Origin of the sequence: Pleionea litopenaei, assembly GCF_031198435.1 — a bacterium.
GTDB classification, from domain to species: Bacteria; Pseudomonadota; Gammaproteobacteria; order Enterobacterales; family Kangiellaceae; genus Pleionea; species Pleionea litopenaei.
Window position 1 is genome coordinate 2,933,672 of the sequence record NZ_CP133548.1, and the last position, 15,911, is coordinate 2,949,582.

12 protein-coding genes are annotated in these 15,911 nt (G+C 41.5%); all 12 read left to right on the top strand.

Translation table 11 applies throughout. The features are described 5' to 3' along the window. Positions 1 to 6 precede the first annotated feature (6 nt). Positions 7 to 444 (top strand): hypothetical protein, encoded by a 438-nt coding sequence (locus tag Q9312_RS13175; protein WP_309201323.1) that lies wholly within the window; start codon positions 7 to 9, stop codon positions 442 to 444. A 146-nt stretch (positions 445 to 590) separates the two neighbouring features. After that, positions 591 to 2,021 (top strand): Wadjet anti-phage system protein JetA family protein, encoded by a 1,431-nt coding sequence (locus Q9312_RS13180; protein WP_309201324.1) that lies wholly within the window; start codon positions 591 to 593, stop codon positions 2,019 to 2,021. Positions 2,022 to 2,045: 24 nt separating this feature from the next. Further along, positions 2,046 to 2,741, top strand: a complete 696-nt coding sequence (locus Q9312_RS13185; protein ID WP_309201325.1) for a DUF4194 domain-containing protein — start codon at positions 2,046 to 2,048, stop codon at positions 2,739 to 2,741. An 11-nt stretch (positions 2,742 to 2,752) separates the two neighbouring features. After that, the gene (locus Q9312_RS13190; RefSeq protein ID WP_309201326.1) at positions 2,753 to 6,406 is read left to right on the top strand and encodes an ATP-binding protein; all 3,654 of its coding nucleotides are present in this window, start codon (positions 2,753 to 2,755) and stop codon (positions 6,404 to 6,406) included. Positions 6,407 to 6,641: 235 nt separating this feature from the next. Next, positions 6,642 to 8,042 (top strand): alpha-amylase family protein, encoded by a 1,401-nt coding sequence (locus Q9312_RS13195; protein ID WP_309201327.1) that lies wholly within the window; start codon positions 6,642 to 6,644, stop codon positions 8,040 to 8,042. A 147-nt stretch (positions 8,043 to 8,189) separates the two neighbouring features. Next, positions 8,190 to 9,146 (top strand): fibronectin type III domain-containing protein, encoded by a 957-nt coding sequence (locus Q9312_RS13200; protein ID WP_309201328.1) that lies wholly within the window; start codon positions 8,190 to 8,192, stop codon positions 9,144 to 9,146. 173 nt (positions 9,147 to 9,319) lie between these two features. Continuing rightward, positions 9,320 to 9,973: a fibronectin type III domain-containing protein gene (locus Q9312_RS13205; RefSeq protein ID WP_309201329.1), complete on the top strand. Its 654-nt coding sequence runs from the start codon at positions 9,320 to 9,322 to the stop codon at positions 9,971 to 9,973. A 90-nt stretch (positions 9,974 to 10,063) separates the two neighbouring features. Next, entirely contained in the window at positions 10,064 to 10,303 is a 240-nt protein-coding gene (locus Q9312_RS13210) for an acyl carrier protein (RefSeq protein WP_309201330.1), read from the top strand. Between the two features lie 28 nt (positions 10,304 to 10,331). Next, entirely contained in the window at positions 10,332 to 11,513 is a 1,182-nt protein-coding gene (locus Q9312_RS13215; RefSeq protein WP_309201331.1) for an acyl-CoA dehydrogenase family protein, read from the top strand. Between the two features lie 4 nt (positions 11,514 to 11,517). Further along, a complete protein-coding gene (locus Q9312_RS13220) occupies positions 11,518 to 12,447 on the top strand; it encodes an amino acid--[acyl-carrier-protein] ligase (RefSeq protein WP_309201332.1) in 930 nt (309 codons plus the stop codon). 1 nt (position 12,448) lies between these two features. Beyond that, a complete protein-coding gene (locus Q9312_RS13225; RefSeq protein ID WP_309201333.1) occupies positions 12,449 to 13,426 on the top strand; it encodes a DUF1839 family protein in 978 nt (325 codons plus the stop codon). Between the two features lie 11 nt (positions 13,427 to 13,437). Continuing rightward, positions 13,438 to 15,909, top strand: a complete 2,472-nt coding sequence (locus Q9312_RS13230; RefSeq protein WP_309201334.1) for a glycoside hydrolase family 2 TIM barrel-domain containing protein — start codon at positions 13,438 to 13,440, stop codon at positions 15,907 to 15,909. Positions 15,910 to 15,911 lie beyond the last annotated feature (2 nt).

Consider the following 15,911-nt stretch of genomic DNA (forward strand, 5'->3'; position numbering starts at 1 on the left):
CGAAGAATGAGCGAATTCGATCCTTATCAATCTTCCGAAACTACCGAAATTTCTCTCGCTGATCAATTGATCAGCGAGCAGAATATTTGGGGAACTGCGCTTGGTACTTTTATCGGCGCATTTCCAGGAATGCTCGCTTATTTATTGTTGTTATCTTTCCCTATGTTTGCGGTCGTTTGTTATGTTGTTCCTGGTCTTTCTATGGGACTTTTCGCTAGTTTTATGGGCCGTGGTTTAACCAAAATCCATAGAGTGGTGAGTGCATTAACTGGATTAGTGATCTTGTTAGGCATAGGGTATCTTTTACAGTTAACCTCAGCGACCATCGGGCTAACCCTTATCAATTGTGTTATCGCCGCCATGTTAGCCAACCGTTTTCTCACTCGCGAACAAGCCGATGCAGTATTTGATTATCAAATAGGACTCACCAAGCTGCGCAAATAACCTCTTTCTCCACGGTATTATTCGTTATAACGAGTTTCAAAATGGAGTAAAAAAATCTAAATTTTTTGCAGCATCGCTGGATCGGTTCTGGTAGATTGATCAGCTATCTATATTAATTGACTTCTGAGAAAATAAAGAAAAATTGAATGTTTTTTGAACAAGAGAGGCGCGACTTTTTTCGCCCATTTATCAGTAAGTATCGAGAACAAATAGCCGCTTGTTTGCAGTCACTTTATGAGCAATTGTATACGGTGCAAGCAGACTATGAATCGCTGAATACTCGTGAAAAAATCGTAGCTCTTTTTCAAGAAACGGTGACGCGCTCACCGGTTATTGATCAAGAAGACGATGATACCATGCCAGTAAAAAGCGACCGCGAGCAAGCTAACTGGGTGCTTAATTCGCTGATTGAATATGGCTGGCTCGAAAAACAAGTTGATGAAGCAACCTTGCAAAGTTCCTATGCATTCACTCGTGTCGGTCGACTGTTCACCCAATCTTTAGTCGAAGCCAATGGTGCGGCCTATCGAACAAGACATCGTAATACAAGAAATGTTAGAAATGCCTTGAAAGTATTTGTCGACCAAGGTGATGTCTATGATCTGCTCGACGCATTTGAATACTCTGAACGAATCATTTCTGATTTTAGCGACACCATCGCAGAACTAGACGAGCGAAAACGAGAGCTTGTTCGCGAAGTGGAGTCTCAACAGTTGGTCGAAAAAGCCAGTGAAGAGTTCTTTCAATTTATGGAAAAGCGTTTTATGCCCGATCTGTCGATTCGATTATCTGCAGATAGTGTTGAAAAGTGGCGCGATGAAATCCAAGACTCTATTAATAAAGCGCGGCGTAAGCGCAAAGAGTTTAAAGCGGATGCAGAGTCGAATTTGAGAAAAGTCGCCCCTGAGCTTATTCAAAGTAATAGCCAATCGGTTTTTTTGACATTATTAGAGCGTATTGAACAAAGAATTCATCGAGCATCCGAAGTTATGCTGCCCGCCTTGCGGCAGTCATTGCACGGATTTACTCGTCGTGCCGATATCATCATGCGGCAGCTTTCTTTTTCTGCTCAAGGTCGGCAAAGTAGCATCGTTGATATTTGTCAAAAGTTAGCAAAGTTACCGACGCAAGAAATGGATAAAAAGTTAGAGTCCACTGGAGATATTCTTGCGCAGTTGCAGGTAGCCTTTTTTGACCCTCAACAGGTTAGACTTTTTCAGCGTCAAAGAAAGCGTATTGTCGATACTCGAGTTGAACAAGATACTGAAATGGATATGGAGTCACGTAAGGCGATGTATATACGCCAAACCGTTGAACGAGCTTTCGCCTTGTCAAATCAAGACATGGCTGAATACTTGGTCAAGTCACTCGGGAGCGGACATCGAATATTTTCCCATCAATTACCAGTAAGTAGCGCAAGAGAACTTCTCATCCGAGCTCATGCGATTGAAGTTGCTTCAGCAGGACGTCAGTCCAGTGAATTTCAATTTAAAGTTGAACCCACCGGAATGCGCAAGAAAGATCAGTTTTTTGAAGCGGATGAGTTCGTGATAACTTTAGAAACGAAACAAGATTAATATACGGCAGTATTAGAGTGAACTATGATAATTTTTGATGCTATTGAACAACAACTTTCTCGATCAAAAGTAACTATAGAAGAGTTTCAAGAGCTCGTAATAAGATTGTTAAACTATGGCGTGCTAAGTCGTCAAGAAAGCGCCACCGAAGAGCTGCTTTATGATCGCTATGTCCGTATAGAAGAACTAATTAATGAGTACTTGGCCGTCATTAAAATTCGTCTCTATCATGATAATCACTTTCAATATGTGCGCTTATATCCGCCTTCTTCTGAAGTACCCGGAGTTGTCGATGGAGAAGACAGCCAGTTCACCGGTAGTCTTCGTCAGCGACTAACTCAAAATGAAGTCGCACTTACGCTTATCTTACGATTGCAATACGACAAAGCATTGCGTGAAGGTAAAATCGATGACTCAGGTTTTGCTCTAGAGTCATTGGAATCAATCTCAATTGCAATGAAAAATATGCTTAAGCGATCGCTACCTGATAAGTTTACTGAGCGAAAAAAGCTATTCTCAAAATTAAAACAACTTCGACTGATACAATTTCGACAAGATGAAGAATTCGAGAGTAGTGAAACATGGATTAAAGTCCATCCGATGATCGTAACCTTTGTTAGCGAAGAAGCGTTAGAGGCTTTAGATTTTGACGACGATGATGACGCGACAATTCATGTTCAATCACCTGCTCAAGTGACATTAGCAGTAGAAGAAGATTAGTAGGGGAATTCATGTACTTAAAGAAATTAATATTGATAAACTGGGGTAACCTACCCAGCTCTGAGTTTGAATTTGGACCTTTAAATCTTTTCTCCGGTGGTAATGGCTCGGGAAAAACAACCGCAGCTGATGCAATTCAAACGCTAATGACAGCTGCACATGAAAATCTTTTTCAGTTTAATCCAGGTCAAGATGAAACAACTCAGCGTGGGCGTGGTGGTAAAAAGGTGCGAACATTAGCATCCTACATTCTAGGCTGTGATGATGGTTCTTATTCACGATTAAATCCTACCGATGGTTATATTGCAGGCATTTTTCACCCGACTGAAAATGAAGATTCAACACCTTTCGCTGCGGTTTTAGCTGTGCGCGCATTTGTCGAGAAATCGGGTCAAAACAAAGTCGCCAAACAGCAGAACTTACAGTTTTATATCTTAAATAATCAATTCGAAAAAAATGAACTCAGTATCGATGATTTGGTTCTTGACCTAGGCAAGAGTAAGAGTATTTTAACTTTAGAAAATTGTTTTACTTCATTCATTCAGAAATTCGGAAATTCTAATGTCGAAAAGTACGATACTAAGAGAGCCTATCTAAGAAGGTTGTACGGTGCTTTTCGAGGGCGCAAAGATGCTGTCGCAGAAAATGAAGCCTTAAACAGTGCAAAGGCCTTTTCGCGTTTTATGGCGTACAAGCCAGTACAAAGTATCGATAAATTCGTTTCAGAAGAAATTTTAGAAAAGAAAGATTTGGGAGAAGCGATTCGCTCAATTTCAGGCCAGCTGAAGACCATTCATGGAATGGAACGTGATGCTGCAAGGTTGATACAGTCCATTCAAATATTAACTCAGGCAAGAGAGCAGTCGAACGGCTACATCGATACATGGAGTGAAGCTCAGTACCAAGAGTTTGCGATTGCTCAACACGATTATTTGGCTCGTCAGCAACATTACATCGATAATAAAGATCAGCAAATTGACTGTGAAAATAAAATTCAAGAACATCAGCACTCAATTGAAGTCACTCGAGAACGAAGAGAGCAACTGCATGAGCAACGAGTCTCTTTAGAAGCGCAGAGATTAGGCGTAACCGCGCTGCAAGAAAAAGATGAACTTAGTAAAAAAGTTAAAGAACAAGAGTCACGTCTTGCTAAATTTGCGCAGGTATTATTACTGGAAGACAAACAGCTACAATCTTCGCAAAATTCTGCTAACCAAATCAGTGAGCTATTTAAAAATCCTTTATTGCTACAAGCAGCACCTGAATTGTTGCAAACCGACGCAAAATCTTCGCATAAGAAATTCTCAAGTTTTCTAAAAAAAGATGCGTTAGATATTCATGCCTTACTGGGCAAAGATTTAATGAATGATATTCAAATGCTTGAAAAGCAGTTGGATAACATTCGTGAGTTACAAGCTAAACAACATGACTGGATGAATTTTTGGACCCACAGTAAGCGTGAGCAACCGTCACTGCTTAAGCAACTCAATACGCGACTTTCTCGACTAGAAATGGAGTATGAGAAAATTGCTCGAGATCGTTCGAGTAAGCAGAAGGAGATTGAACGACTTGATCAACTTCAGGTCAGTTACCCAGATTATGTTAAGCGAGCAATTGATGCGATCAGTAATGCGCTACCGCAAGCCGAGCCTCGTGTACTGTGTGATCACATTGAAGTCAATGATCCTGAATGGCAAGCGGCTGTTGAAGGCTATATGGGAGGTGCTCGTTTTTCTATTATTGTGGAGCCAGAATACGAGGCCGATGCCATTCGTATTATTCGAGGCTTACCAGGTCGGGCGAGCAAAGCTCGAATCATTCAAGGTGAAAAGGCCTATCGTGACGCTGACCGTTTAACCTTAGAAAAAGATTCGATCATTAACGTTCTTTCATTTACTCATGCAACGGCTAAAAATTATTTAGTGGCAAGCTATGGCGCTGTGTTATGTGTCGAAGATACAGAAACTTTGAAAATGACTCGTCGCGGTGTTACTAGAGACTGTTTAGCATCTGGAAATTACTCAATGTGGCGCTGTGATATGGAAGATTCCGATTTGGTATTCGGTATTGAAGCACGTAAACGAGCGACCATTGCGAAGCAAGCTGAATTACAACGCTTAACTGACTCATGGCAAGTTATTAATGACAAAATTCAAGCCTTGTCAGAGTTAGTACGTCAAATAGAAAAAATTGACTTCTTGAACATAGCGGATGTCTTAGGACAAATGCTCGGATGCCATCGAGAATTGCAAAAGCTTGAAAATCTTATGCAGCAAATCGACTTAGGTGACCATCAGGAATTAGAGAACAAGCTTCAGGACTTTAAGCTCCAAGAAGAGAAGTTACGACAAGAAGAAGACTTTTTAATTAAGCAAATCGGTCAACTTGAAGAAAAGCTTCGTAATCTAAAAAAGAATATTAGCAAGATTGCCGATGAGCAAGACGCAACTCAATTACGAGTTGATCAGTGTGAATCAGCATTAAGAGCGATCAGTGAAATTTGGCCGGAAATTGATTTTGAAGCCAAGCTCGAGAAGGCTGAGAAAGAAGCAAAAGGCTTAGACCGAAAATTAGCGCAACAGCAATTAGAGTCTATGATGCAACAACTGCATGGTCATGAACGTAAGCTCGATGATTGCATTCGACAGCATAATCAAAATGCAATGCCTGGCGATGCTATCGCTTATGATGTATTCAGTGGTGATTATAATATTCAATTGTTCAAAACCATTTGTTCAATACAACGACAAATGGACAGTATTTACAACCGTCTTAAAAATAACATTTTAGTTGAAAAGCATGGTCAATTAGGCAAGTTAAAAGAAAGCTTTAACAATGCGTTTGTTAGTAATTTATGTCACTCGATTCATCAGGCTATCAATGATGGTAAACGACAAATTGAACTGCTTAATCATGAATTACAGTTTCATAAATTCGGTGATGATCGTGAAACTTTCCGCTTTGATTTCGAGTGGTTACCAGAATACAAAGAATACTCTAAGTTCTTTCAAGAAATAATTCGCAATCCCGACCTAGGTGATGGCCAAACATTATTTGATGCTCAAATGAGTAAATCATCCCAACGAGTACGAGATCGACTTATGTCGATGTTACTCGATGAAGATGAAGAAAAGGCATTGCGAGAACTTGACCGTATAGCCGATTATCGAAACTATCATCGATATGAAATCTACAAAGAAGTTGAGGGCAAAACACCCATTGCGTTATCGGAATATGGTACTGGTTCAGGTGGTCAGTTAGAAACACCTGCCTATATTATTAGAGCAGCAGCGATCACTAGCGCCTTTAGGTTCAGTGAAGGGAAGTCGCATCTACGAATGGTGTTAGTGGATGAAGCATTTTCGAAAATGGATGAAACTCGTAGTCGCGAAGTTATTCAGTATTTAACCCAATCGCTGGGCTTACAGTTGGTATTTATTATGCCAACGAGTAAATGTGGACCCTATATGGATTTGATCACCAATGAATTCGTCTATGCAAAGTGCCCAAGTAGTGTTCCGCGAGGAGAACTAAACACCCGAGTATTGGTCGATCGCAAGGTTTGTAATCAAGAGCAAATCAAAGCACTCTGGGATTCACATCGCAATACGATTTATCAACAAGCTGAACTTGACTTTATGCAAAGCGTTGCAATGAGTGAATAAATTTATGCAGTGCAGAAAAAGGGTCTCTAACTAGAGGCCCTTTTTTTATTCTAGGTTATTGTAATTCTTCATTAATTTTCTTTTGAGATTGGTAATAATGCCATGCGCATGTTGATTCTAACCGGCTTCTTTAGCCTGCGCGTCATGGGCTCATAGATTGACTCAAAGAAGTTTAACTTGAGCTGTTACGCCAAAGCGTTCGACTACCAGCGCCAAAACTTGAAGGAAACTACACATGTTTAAATTGTTAAAGATAATCGTCATTATCTTATTCTGTGGCGTTGCGGGTCACAGTCATTCAGATGTTATTTTGCATGCGTTTAATTGGCATTATAACGATGTTGAAAATCGTGCTAATGACATTGCGAATGCGGGGTATCGTAAAGTTTTAGTCGCTCCTCCATTAAAGTCAGCTCGTTGGGGGTGTGCTTGGTGGCAAAGATATCAGCCGCAAGATTATCGAGTTATTGACCACTGCAAAGGCAACAAGCAAGATTTTGTAAATATGATTGCCGCTCTAAATAATCGTGGTATTGAAGTCTATGCCGACATCGTTTTAAACCACATGGCCAACGAACGAAATGGCTCTGAAGACTTTCCTGGAGCGAGTGCGCTGAGTGACTACGCGCAATCATCTACCTACTGGCAACAGCAAAGATTGTTTGGTGACTTGTCGGCGGGCTTATTTTCAGCCTATGACTTTCATCAACCAGCTCAATGTATTTCTGATTATGGTAACCGTGGCGATGTACAGTGGAATCGTTTGTGTGGTGGGAATGGCGATATTGGCTTGCCGGATTTGAATGATAATGGTTGGGTGATAGCGCAACAACGAGCGTATTTACAGTCTTTGAAACAGCTTGGTGTGACTGGGTTTCGATTAGATGCCGCGAAGCACATGACAATCGACCATATTAACTCAGCAATGAGTTCCGCTATTTTAGCTGGAATGCATGTGTTTGGTGAGGTTATTACCAACGGAGGTCAAGGGGAATGGGAGTATGAAGCGTTCTTGAAGCCTTATATGAATGGTACCGGTCATGGCGCTTATGATTTCCCATTGTTTCATCAAATTCATTCTGCCTTTGGGTTTTCAGGCTCTCTTAGTCAGTTGGTTGATCCAGGAGCGGTCGGACAAGCATTACCAAGCCATTTGGCCGTTACTTTCGTATTAACTCACGATATGCCGAATAATGATGGTTTTCGCTATCACTTGATGAGTCGCGAAGATGAAACGCTCGCTTATGCCTATCTATTGGGCCGAGATGGCGGAGTGCCCCTTGTCTATTCCGATCATGGTGAAAGTGGGGACCGAGACGGTCAGCGTTGGTTTGATGTTTTTAATCGTTCTGACCTAGTCGCCATGATTCAATTCCATAATCGGATGCAGGGCCAGCAGCAAGAAGTGTTGGCGCATTCTAACTGTGCGCTATTGTTTCGTCGAGGTGAGGAAGGCTTGGTTGGCATTAATAAATGTGGTCATACCGTGTCATTTGAAGTAAGTACTCACAATCGATTTAAGTGGTTTCGAAATTACTCAGACGTGATGACAGGTGCGGTAGCCTTTCAAGTAACCTCGGGAACCCACCGATTTGAACTTTCACCACGCAGTTGGAAAATGTGGGTGGTAAATTAAGCTGGAAAAATAATTTAGAGCAAGTTGAGGACTGGTTCTCATGATCAATGAGATTCGGTCCTCATCTTGTGATATTGCTCATCAAGAAACCTAAAAACCGCCGATACAACCTGTGACTTTAATCAGTAATCCAAGTGCAGGTGGCCCATGAAACAAGTATTCTTCGCGAAATTATCAGCTATCAAAGCAATTTTCATCGTGTCCGCATTTGCATTGATAACTGCTTGTAGCGGAGGTACCGCTGAGAGTGCTGGTACGGATAATGGTGGAAACACGCAACCGCCTACCGGTACTCAACCGAATCAAGCGCCAAGTGTCGAGATCACGTCTAATCACAGTCAATCAGTCACCGATGCCCAAGCCGTCATGTTTATCGCAACGGCTTCTGATGCAGAAGATGGCGATTTAAGTTCTATCATCCAATGGCGCTCAAGCATTGACGGTAGCCTTGGTAATGGGGCTAGCGTTTCTATTATTTTAAGTGCCGGTGAGCATCAGGTGATCGCGACAGTACGTGACCAAGATGGCGAATCAGCTCAAGCGAGTGTTTATCAAGTTGTTGTGGCGGCCAATCAAATGCCTCAGCTGACATTGCTAGCGCCAACAAGCACGGATTCGTTTAATGATACACAAGCGATTACTTTTCAGGCACAAGCCATGGATGATTATGATGGTGACATCAGCGCTAACATTGAGTGGAGTTCTAACCTTGATGGTGTCTTTGGACAAGGTGCCGAGGTTTCTAGCACGCTTTCAGCGGGTACCCACGAAATCACTCTCAGAGTGAATGATTCTGATGAACTAGTCGCCGAGCAATCATTCACGTTAGAGGTTGCTGCTACCTATGGCATCGCTACTGTATTTTGGACGGCTCCCACACAAAATACCGACGATAGTGAACTGACGGATTTAGTTGGGTTTAAAGTTTATTATGGTGTTGATCAACAATCGTTAGATACCGTTGTTGAAGTGTTGGACCCACAAGCGAGCAGTGTCTTGATCGAACAATTGCCAGTGGGATCAACCTATTATTTTACAGTAACCGCAATAAATGAAATGGGTATTGAGAGTGATTGGTCTGCGGTTGCTTCGAAGACCCTGTGAATTCATATCGGTAAAAAACCACTTGGGACGATGAATAGTGCACAGAAAAGCTGTCATGAAACTGTCGAATCTGTGCATTATGTTACAAAACGAGTAACAAACATTGTGCTTTGCTAGTGAAGTCTTTTAATATCAAAGCGCAAGTAGGAGAGTCATGGACAAGGTAGGTAGTAATGGTCAGTCGCCCAATTGGGATAAGAAAAAATAAAACGAACGGATTATTGTTAATAGCTAGTGTTTTTTTTATAACTAGCTGTTCTAACGGTGAATCGGAAGCCGATAATCGGGTAGAAAATCGACCTCCGGATATCAATATTTTATCACCGTCACCACAAATTCAAGCGAACGAACACGACCTTATCGATTTTCGCGCACGTGCCGACGATTATGAAGACGGTGATTTGTCATCTCAAATCGAGTGGACGTCAGACTTACAAGGTGTGTTAGACGATGGCGCAAGTTTCGCGATGGAGCTAGATGCCGGAACTCATTTAATTACCGCAAGTGTAACGGACAGCGCCAATGCCAGTGTAGAACAGGCACTCAGAGTAGAAGTGGCTGAAGCGAACAGCAATGCAGCTGTATTTTGGTCAGCGCCGACAGAAAATGTTGATAACACACCGTTAACTGATTTAATCGGATTTAAAGTCTATTATGGCAATGATCCTGAGCAACTTACGCGATTTGTTGAAGTCAATGATCCGACCAGACTGTCGGTTGTGATAGAAAATTTAACGAATAATCAGCGTTATTATTTTGCCGTTACTGCGGTGAATAGTTTAGGCGTTGAGAGTGACTTTGCACCGCTGGTCAGTAAAGATACTTAATTAGGGAGATTCTCGCACTTCACGCTAGGATTTATCTCACGAATAAATTATAATTCCGCATCTTTTAGAAGGAACCTAATAGGATAGTATATGAATATCGAAAAAGTCAGGGAAATTTTATCCACTCATGGCCGACTAACGACTCCGGTAGACAGCTTGCAAGATGACAGTGATCTCTATCAAGCAGGTTTAACCTCTCTAGCCACCGTCGGTTTGATGTTAGCCCTTGAAGACGAATTTGACATTGAGTTTCCAGACTCGGCGTTAAGTCGTAAAACCTTCGGCAGCATCGAGTCTATTGCAGAAACAGTCGAAGACTTACTCGAGTAGTGATAACAAATTTCAGGGAGTGAAAACAATGTCAAAAACGACCACCGTCACAGCAACAGAATTCGAGCAGCTAATTAAAGATGTTCATCGTATTGGGCAAGAAGTTGTTGCTCAACATGCTGAAGACGTCGATAAAAATGCGCGCTTTCCCCGTGAAGGAATCGAAGCTTTAAAATCATTGAAGTTAATGAGTGCCTATGTACCTAAAGAACATGGTGGCATGGGCTTAGATTTGCGTCAGGTAAGCAAAGTGTGTGAGGTGCTAGGGCATTATTGTGGCTCAACCGCAATGGTCTATGCCATGCACAAAATCCAAGTCGCTTGTATTGTTCACCATTGCATGGACGTTGACTACTTCAAAACTTATGTCGGTAAGCTAATCGACGAGCAACGTTTAATTGCTTCGGCGACGACCGAAATAGGAATAGGCGGTGATCTTCTCTCTAGTTTCTGTGCCGTCGAAGCTCAGAACGGTCAATTTACCTTGACCAAGAAAGCGCCGGTCATTTCTTACGCTGAAGACGCTAACGACCTGATGCTTACGGCTCGACGCAATCCCGATGCTGCGAAAAGTGATCAAGTTGGCGTATTAGTCAGTAAAGATCAGTACGAGGTTGAAGCGATTTCCGACTGGGACACATTAGGGTTTCGTGGCACCTGCAGTTCTGGCTTTGTCGTCACTGCGAAAGCGTCAGAAAGCCAAATTTCACCAGTACCTTTCACCGAAGTACTGAGTCAAACGATGCATCCTTATTCTCATATTGTATGGGCAGCTCTTTGGTCTGGTATCGCCGCTTCAGCGGTGGCAAAGGCACGCATTTTTACTAAAAATGCGATGCGTAAAAATCCGAATATGCCACCTATTTCGTCGATTCGATTAGCGGAAGCAGAGACACAATTAAATATGATGCGAAATAATGTTTCGGCAGCGATCGATGAGTACACCGAGTTATTAGAACGTGGCGATAGCGATGCATTTAGCAATTTTGGTTTCACAATTCGAACCAACAACTTGAAAATCAATAGCTCTAAGCTTTTGATTGATATAGTTGGCCAAGCCATGATGATTTGTGGAATTGCCAGTTACAGAAATAATAATGACCTCTCACTCGCTCGTCATATTCGAGATGCTTATGGCGCGTCGTTGATGGTAAACAATGACCGAATTATGATGCACAATTCATCTTTGGTCGTTATGCATAAGGAGTAGTGCAATGTGTAATCTACATGGAGAGTTACTTGAAGCTTACGACAATTATCGAAATGAATTGCTCGACGCTGGGTTATTACTAGGTTCAGGTGTCGAAGGTGTTTATGGTTTAAGTGGAACCTTTGAAGGCATCATTGAAGCATTTGAGCGTTACGTTACGCGTGAAGGTGCAGAGCTCAAGCCAGAGGTTATGAGGTTTCCACCGATTTTGAATCGAAAAACGTATTTATCGACAGATCATATTGAAACAATGCCGGATTTAATGGGCTCAATACATACGTTTAAAGGTACACAGCTAGAACAGCTCGAAATGATCGATAAAAAGAATAACGGAGAAGACTGGACCGTTAAATTGGCACCCGCTGATGTAATGATGGTTCCGGCTGCGTGTTACCCACTTTATCCTACCGCCGCTAATACAGTTCTGCCTGAAGAGGGGCGCTTAGTTGATTTAAGAGCGTTTGTATTTCGTCATGAACCTTCGCCTGATCCTGCTAGAATGCAGATTTTCCGCCAAAGAGAGTATGTCCGGTTAGGTACGCCAGAACAAGCTCGGTCGCATCGCGATTACTGGTTGAACAAAGGGCAAGAGATGCTGAAAGCCATTGGCTTACCTGTTCAAGCGGAATTAGCGAATGATCCATTTTTTGGACGTGGTGGTCGTGTTATGGCTGCAACACAAAAAGAACAAGAACTGAAGTTTGAGTTAGTGGTACCCGTTGCGACAGATAAGAAGTTAACCGCCATTTCATCAAGTAATTGCCATCTCGATCACTTTGGTAAAGAGTTTAATATTCAAACTCAAGATGGTAACCATGCTCACACTGCTTGTATCGGTTTTGGATTAGAACGCATTACGTTAGCATTACTGAAAACTCATGGATTAGATCCTGAGAAATGGCCTGCGGAAGTTAAGCAAGTTCTGGATATCTAATATGCTAAAAATTTTAGATATTCAGCCAGAATCTTATGTTCGACATAAGATTCACTTGCAAGAACGTGATTGGGCAGAAACTAACTGTTATGTCGATGTTTGGATTGAACTTTTGCATGCGCTAAAACTCGATCCCATGCCTGCGATGGCATTTTCGTTAACGCCTGATTTTGAAGGCGATCAGTGGACTTTTTTTAAATTTCAGTTAAATGACCTGTATGATCTTTACGGATTAGAAGTTCAAGAGCTCGTTATTTGGAAGTCATTATTAGAGAACTTGGCTGAGCAAGTCGCTATGGGACGACCAGTACTCGTTGAGCTAGACTCTATGTTTTTGCCTGACACTGCCGGTACTGCGTATCATGAAGCGCATGTAAAATCGACCGTTGCAATCAACCTTCTCGATATAGAAAATAAACGCTTAGGGTATTTTCACGCGCAAGGCTATTATGAGCTAAGCGGTAATGATTTCGATGAAGTTTTCGCTTTACCAGAAGCTAATACAAAAATGGTGTTAGCCCCTTATGTTGAGTTCGTAAAGACTCATCAAATGGTAAAACGCAGTGACGACGAACTGCGAAGCATTGCGCGAAAAAAAGTCACTCGACAGCTTAAGCAACTTCCAGATACCAATCCATTTAAGAAGTTTCAACAAAGATTTGAGAAAGACTTTACTTGGTTACTTGAACAGCCGACTGAAAAGTTTCATGAATACGCTTTTGTCACCTTTCGACAGTTTGGTGCATGTTTCGAAGTCGCGGCTAATTTTATTGAGTGGCTAGAAGGTAAAACTGAACACTCAAGTAAGTTAATCGAGCTTTACAAACATCTTTCTAACATCACCAAAGTTTATCAATTTCAATTAGCTCGAGCACTCGCGAGAAAGAAAATGGTAGATCTGAAAGTGTTTGATGAACTTGCGGCCACCTGGGAAGAAGCGCGTTCATTATTAATTGAATCCTTTTCTCAGTCGAATTAGTATTTTATAAAATGGCGAAACCTCTCAACAATGGAGCTTGGCAGCTAACAATTTCTCCGGCGGGAGGTTGCCAAGAACCGACTGACTTATGCTCAAATGATGAGCGGAGTTTCCCATCTTTCACTCTCGATTCTATTAAACCTGTTTCGCAATTAATCAAAGAACTAGAACTGTCTGAAAAGTATCAAAATATTGATGCGTTTGATTGGTGGTTTACCACAAATGTTTCGTCGAACACCAATCACGACATTCATTTATTAAAGATGAATAAGTTAGCCAGTGTTTCGGAGGTTTGGATTGATTACAATCGTATTCTAGTGTCTAACAATGCGTTTTTGAATCATCTATTGCCATTCAGTATGGTCAATGATGTTTGTAAAATTTCACTTTGTTTTCGCGGCCTTTCAACATTACTCAACCAAAAAATGCCACGTCCACGGTGGAAAACTAAGCTTGTTGAGCAACAACAACTTAGGTGGCTTAGAACGCCGTTGTTTGGAAGAATAAAAAGTTGGACACCGCCATCGGTTAGAATGGGTCTGCTAGGTAGTATTGAACTGATCGAAGAGCTTGATATCGTTGACTATCAGATCGCTACAGAGCTGAAGGGATCAATAGGCATAGTTAAGTTTAAAGCTGAACTTGCGACCAAAAATCCGCATATTGATGCCAAGTTTACGGTTGGTAATCTAGCCACCGATTGCAAAGTGATTTCTGATAAAAATACTGTCTCAATTATTGCTGAGTTAGAAGTTTCGGAGCCTAAGCTTTGGTGGCCTCACACTCATGGTGAAGCAACGTTTTATCAAAGCAAAGTTGTTGTATCTAACAAAATTACTGATAAAGAAATTAAGCTACCCAACGTTAGTTTTAGACGTGTTGAGATCATTCAAGACAATAAAAACTTCGAGTTTTTAATCAACGATGTTCCTATTTTTTGTCGTGGCGCCTGTTGGACAACGAATGACATTCTTTTAGGCAGCGAAGACGAAGAAAGTCTGCGAAAGCAATTACAACTATTGAGACAAAGCAATGCGAATATGGTTCGCATCATTGGGACTACCGAGTATCAATCTGAACGCTTCTATCAGCTGTGTGATGAATTAGGTATTTTAGTTTGGCAAGATTTTATGTTTGCCAATATGGATTATCCAACCGACGATGAAAATTTCTTGGCCTCTATCACTCGAGAAGCAGAGCAACAACTGCAGCGTCTATCCAAGTATTCTTCGGTCGTCATCTATTGTGGAAATAGTGAAGTCCAGCAACAAGTAAGAATGCTAGGCTTTGATGAGACATTTGCCAACAATAATTGGTTTGATGAAGTCTTGCCTCAATTGGTTAAAGAACACCATTCTCAAGCGGAATATATTCCATCGACACCTTTTGGTGGCGCGATGCCATTTCATCTTGATGAAGGCGTGTCACATTACTATGGAATAGGCGCGTATCAACGACCTATCACAGAGTGTCGAAATCACAATGTAAAATTTGCGGCTGAGACGTTAGGGTTTAGTCATATACCTTGTAGTTCAACCCTTCAAGAAATCTTTGGCGGCGACCTTCCTGTGGTGCATGATCCGCGTTGGAAGAATGGTACTCCGCGAGACAGTGGAACGGGTTGGGATTTTGACGACATCCGAGACTTTTATTTTGAGGCTTTAACGGGCCTATCAGTCAATGATTTGAGATACGCTGATCATCAACGGTATTTACAGATTTCTGAGTTAATCTCAGGCGAGGTGATCACCCAAGTTTATAATGAGTGGCGCAGTCAGGCGAATTCAAATCAAGGTGGACTAGTTTGGTTTTTCCAAGACTTAAAATTAGGCGCTGGTTGGGGGCTAATTGATGCTAATAGTCAACCAAAAGCGGCTTACTTCGCAGCGAAACGAGCGTGGCAATCTCCTCGAGTATTAATCACTGACGAGCAGTTTAAAGGCTTGAACGCTGAAGTGATTAATGAGTCACACAATAGTCTGAACGGTGTACTCAAAATAAAAGTCGTGGATAACCACGATCAAATTATTGTCGATAAAGAACTTTTGCTTTCTATCGAATCGAACAGTCGAAAGGTAGTCAATTTAGATGAAGTGATCGGTCATTTTTATGATCTTAGTTACGTTTACCGATTTGGGCCGCTTAATCATAAAGTGGTCCATTGTGCATTTGTTAATAACGATGAGCTTATTTCGGAGTCTTTCTACTATCCTTCAAATTTACCTCTGTCAACGACTGAGGCAGATATTGATATTGTTGCGGAGTATGACAAGGCGCAACAATTGACGGTTACGATAACGAGCTCGAAATTTATTTATGGAGCGAAGATCGAAATTAAGGGTTTCGACCCTCAAGATAACTATTTTAATTTGATGCCAGATCAAGCAAAAACCATCAGATTAAATTGTATCAGTGAAGCAAACACTGTAAGAGGATACCTTTCTGCTCCAGCAATGAATGAAGCAAAAAGAATAAAGCTTTAATT

Bases quoted from the DNA above. Each gene is read 5' to 3' on its own strand.
- Q9312_RS13175 (WP_309201323.1), top strand. From the start codon at position 7: ATGAGCGAATTCGATCCTTATCAATCTTCCGAAACTACCGAAATTTCT.
- Q9312_RS13180 (WP_309201324.1), top strand. From the start codon at position 591: ATGTTTTTTGAACAAGAGAGGCGCGACTTTTTTCGCCCATTTATCAGT.
- Q9312_RS13185 (WP_309201325.1), top strand. From the start codon at position 2,046: ATGATAATTTTTGATGCTATTGAACAACAACTTTCTCGATCAAAAGTA.
- Q9312_RS13190 (WP_309201326.1), top strand. From the start codon at position 2,753: ATGTACTTAAAGAAATTAATATTGATAAACTGGGGTAACCTACCCAGC.
- Q9312_RS13195 (WP_309201327.1), top strand. From the start codon at position 6,642: ATGTTTAAATTGTTAAAGATAATCGTCATTATCTTATTCTGTGGCGTT.
- Q9312_RS13200 (WP_309201328.1), top strand. From the start codon at position 8,190: ATGAAACAAGTATTCTTCGCGAAATTATCAGCTATCAAAGCAATTTTC.
- Q9312_RS13205 (WP_309201329.1), top strand. From the start codon at position 9,320: ATGGTCAGTCGCCCAATTGGGATAAGAAAAAATAAAACGAACGGATTA.
- Q9312_RS13210 (WP_309201330.1), top strand. From the start codon at position 10,064: ATGAATATCGAAAAAGTCAGGGAAATTTTATCCACTCATGGCCGACTA.
- Q9312_RS13215 (WP_309201331.1), top strand. From the start codon at position 10,332: ATGTCAAAAACGACCACCGTCACAGCAACAGAATTCGAGCAGCTAATT.
- Q9312_RS13220 (WP_309201332.1), top strand. From the start codon at position 11,518: ATGTGTAATCTACATGGAGAGTTACTTGAAGCTTACGACAATTATCGA.
- Q9312_RS13225 (WP_309201333.1), top strand. From the start codon at position 12,449: ATGCTAAAAATTTTAGATATTCAGCCAGAATCTTATGTTCGACATAAG.
- Q9312_RS13230 (WP_309201334.1), top strand. From the start codon at position 13,438: ATGGCGAAACCTCTCAACAATGGAGCTTGGCAGCTAACAATTTCTCCG.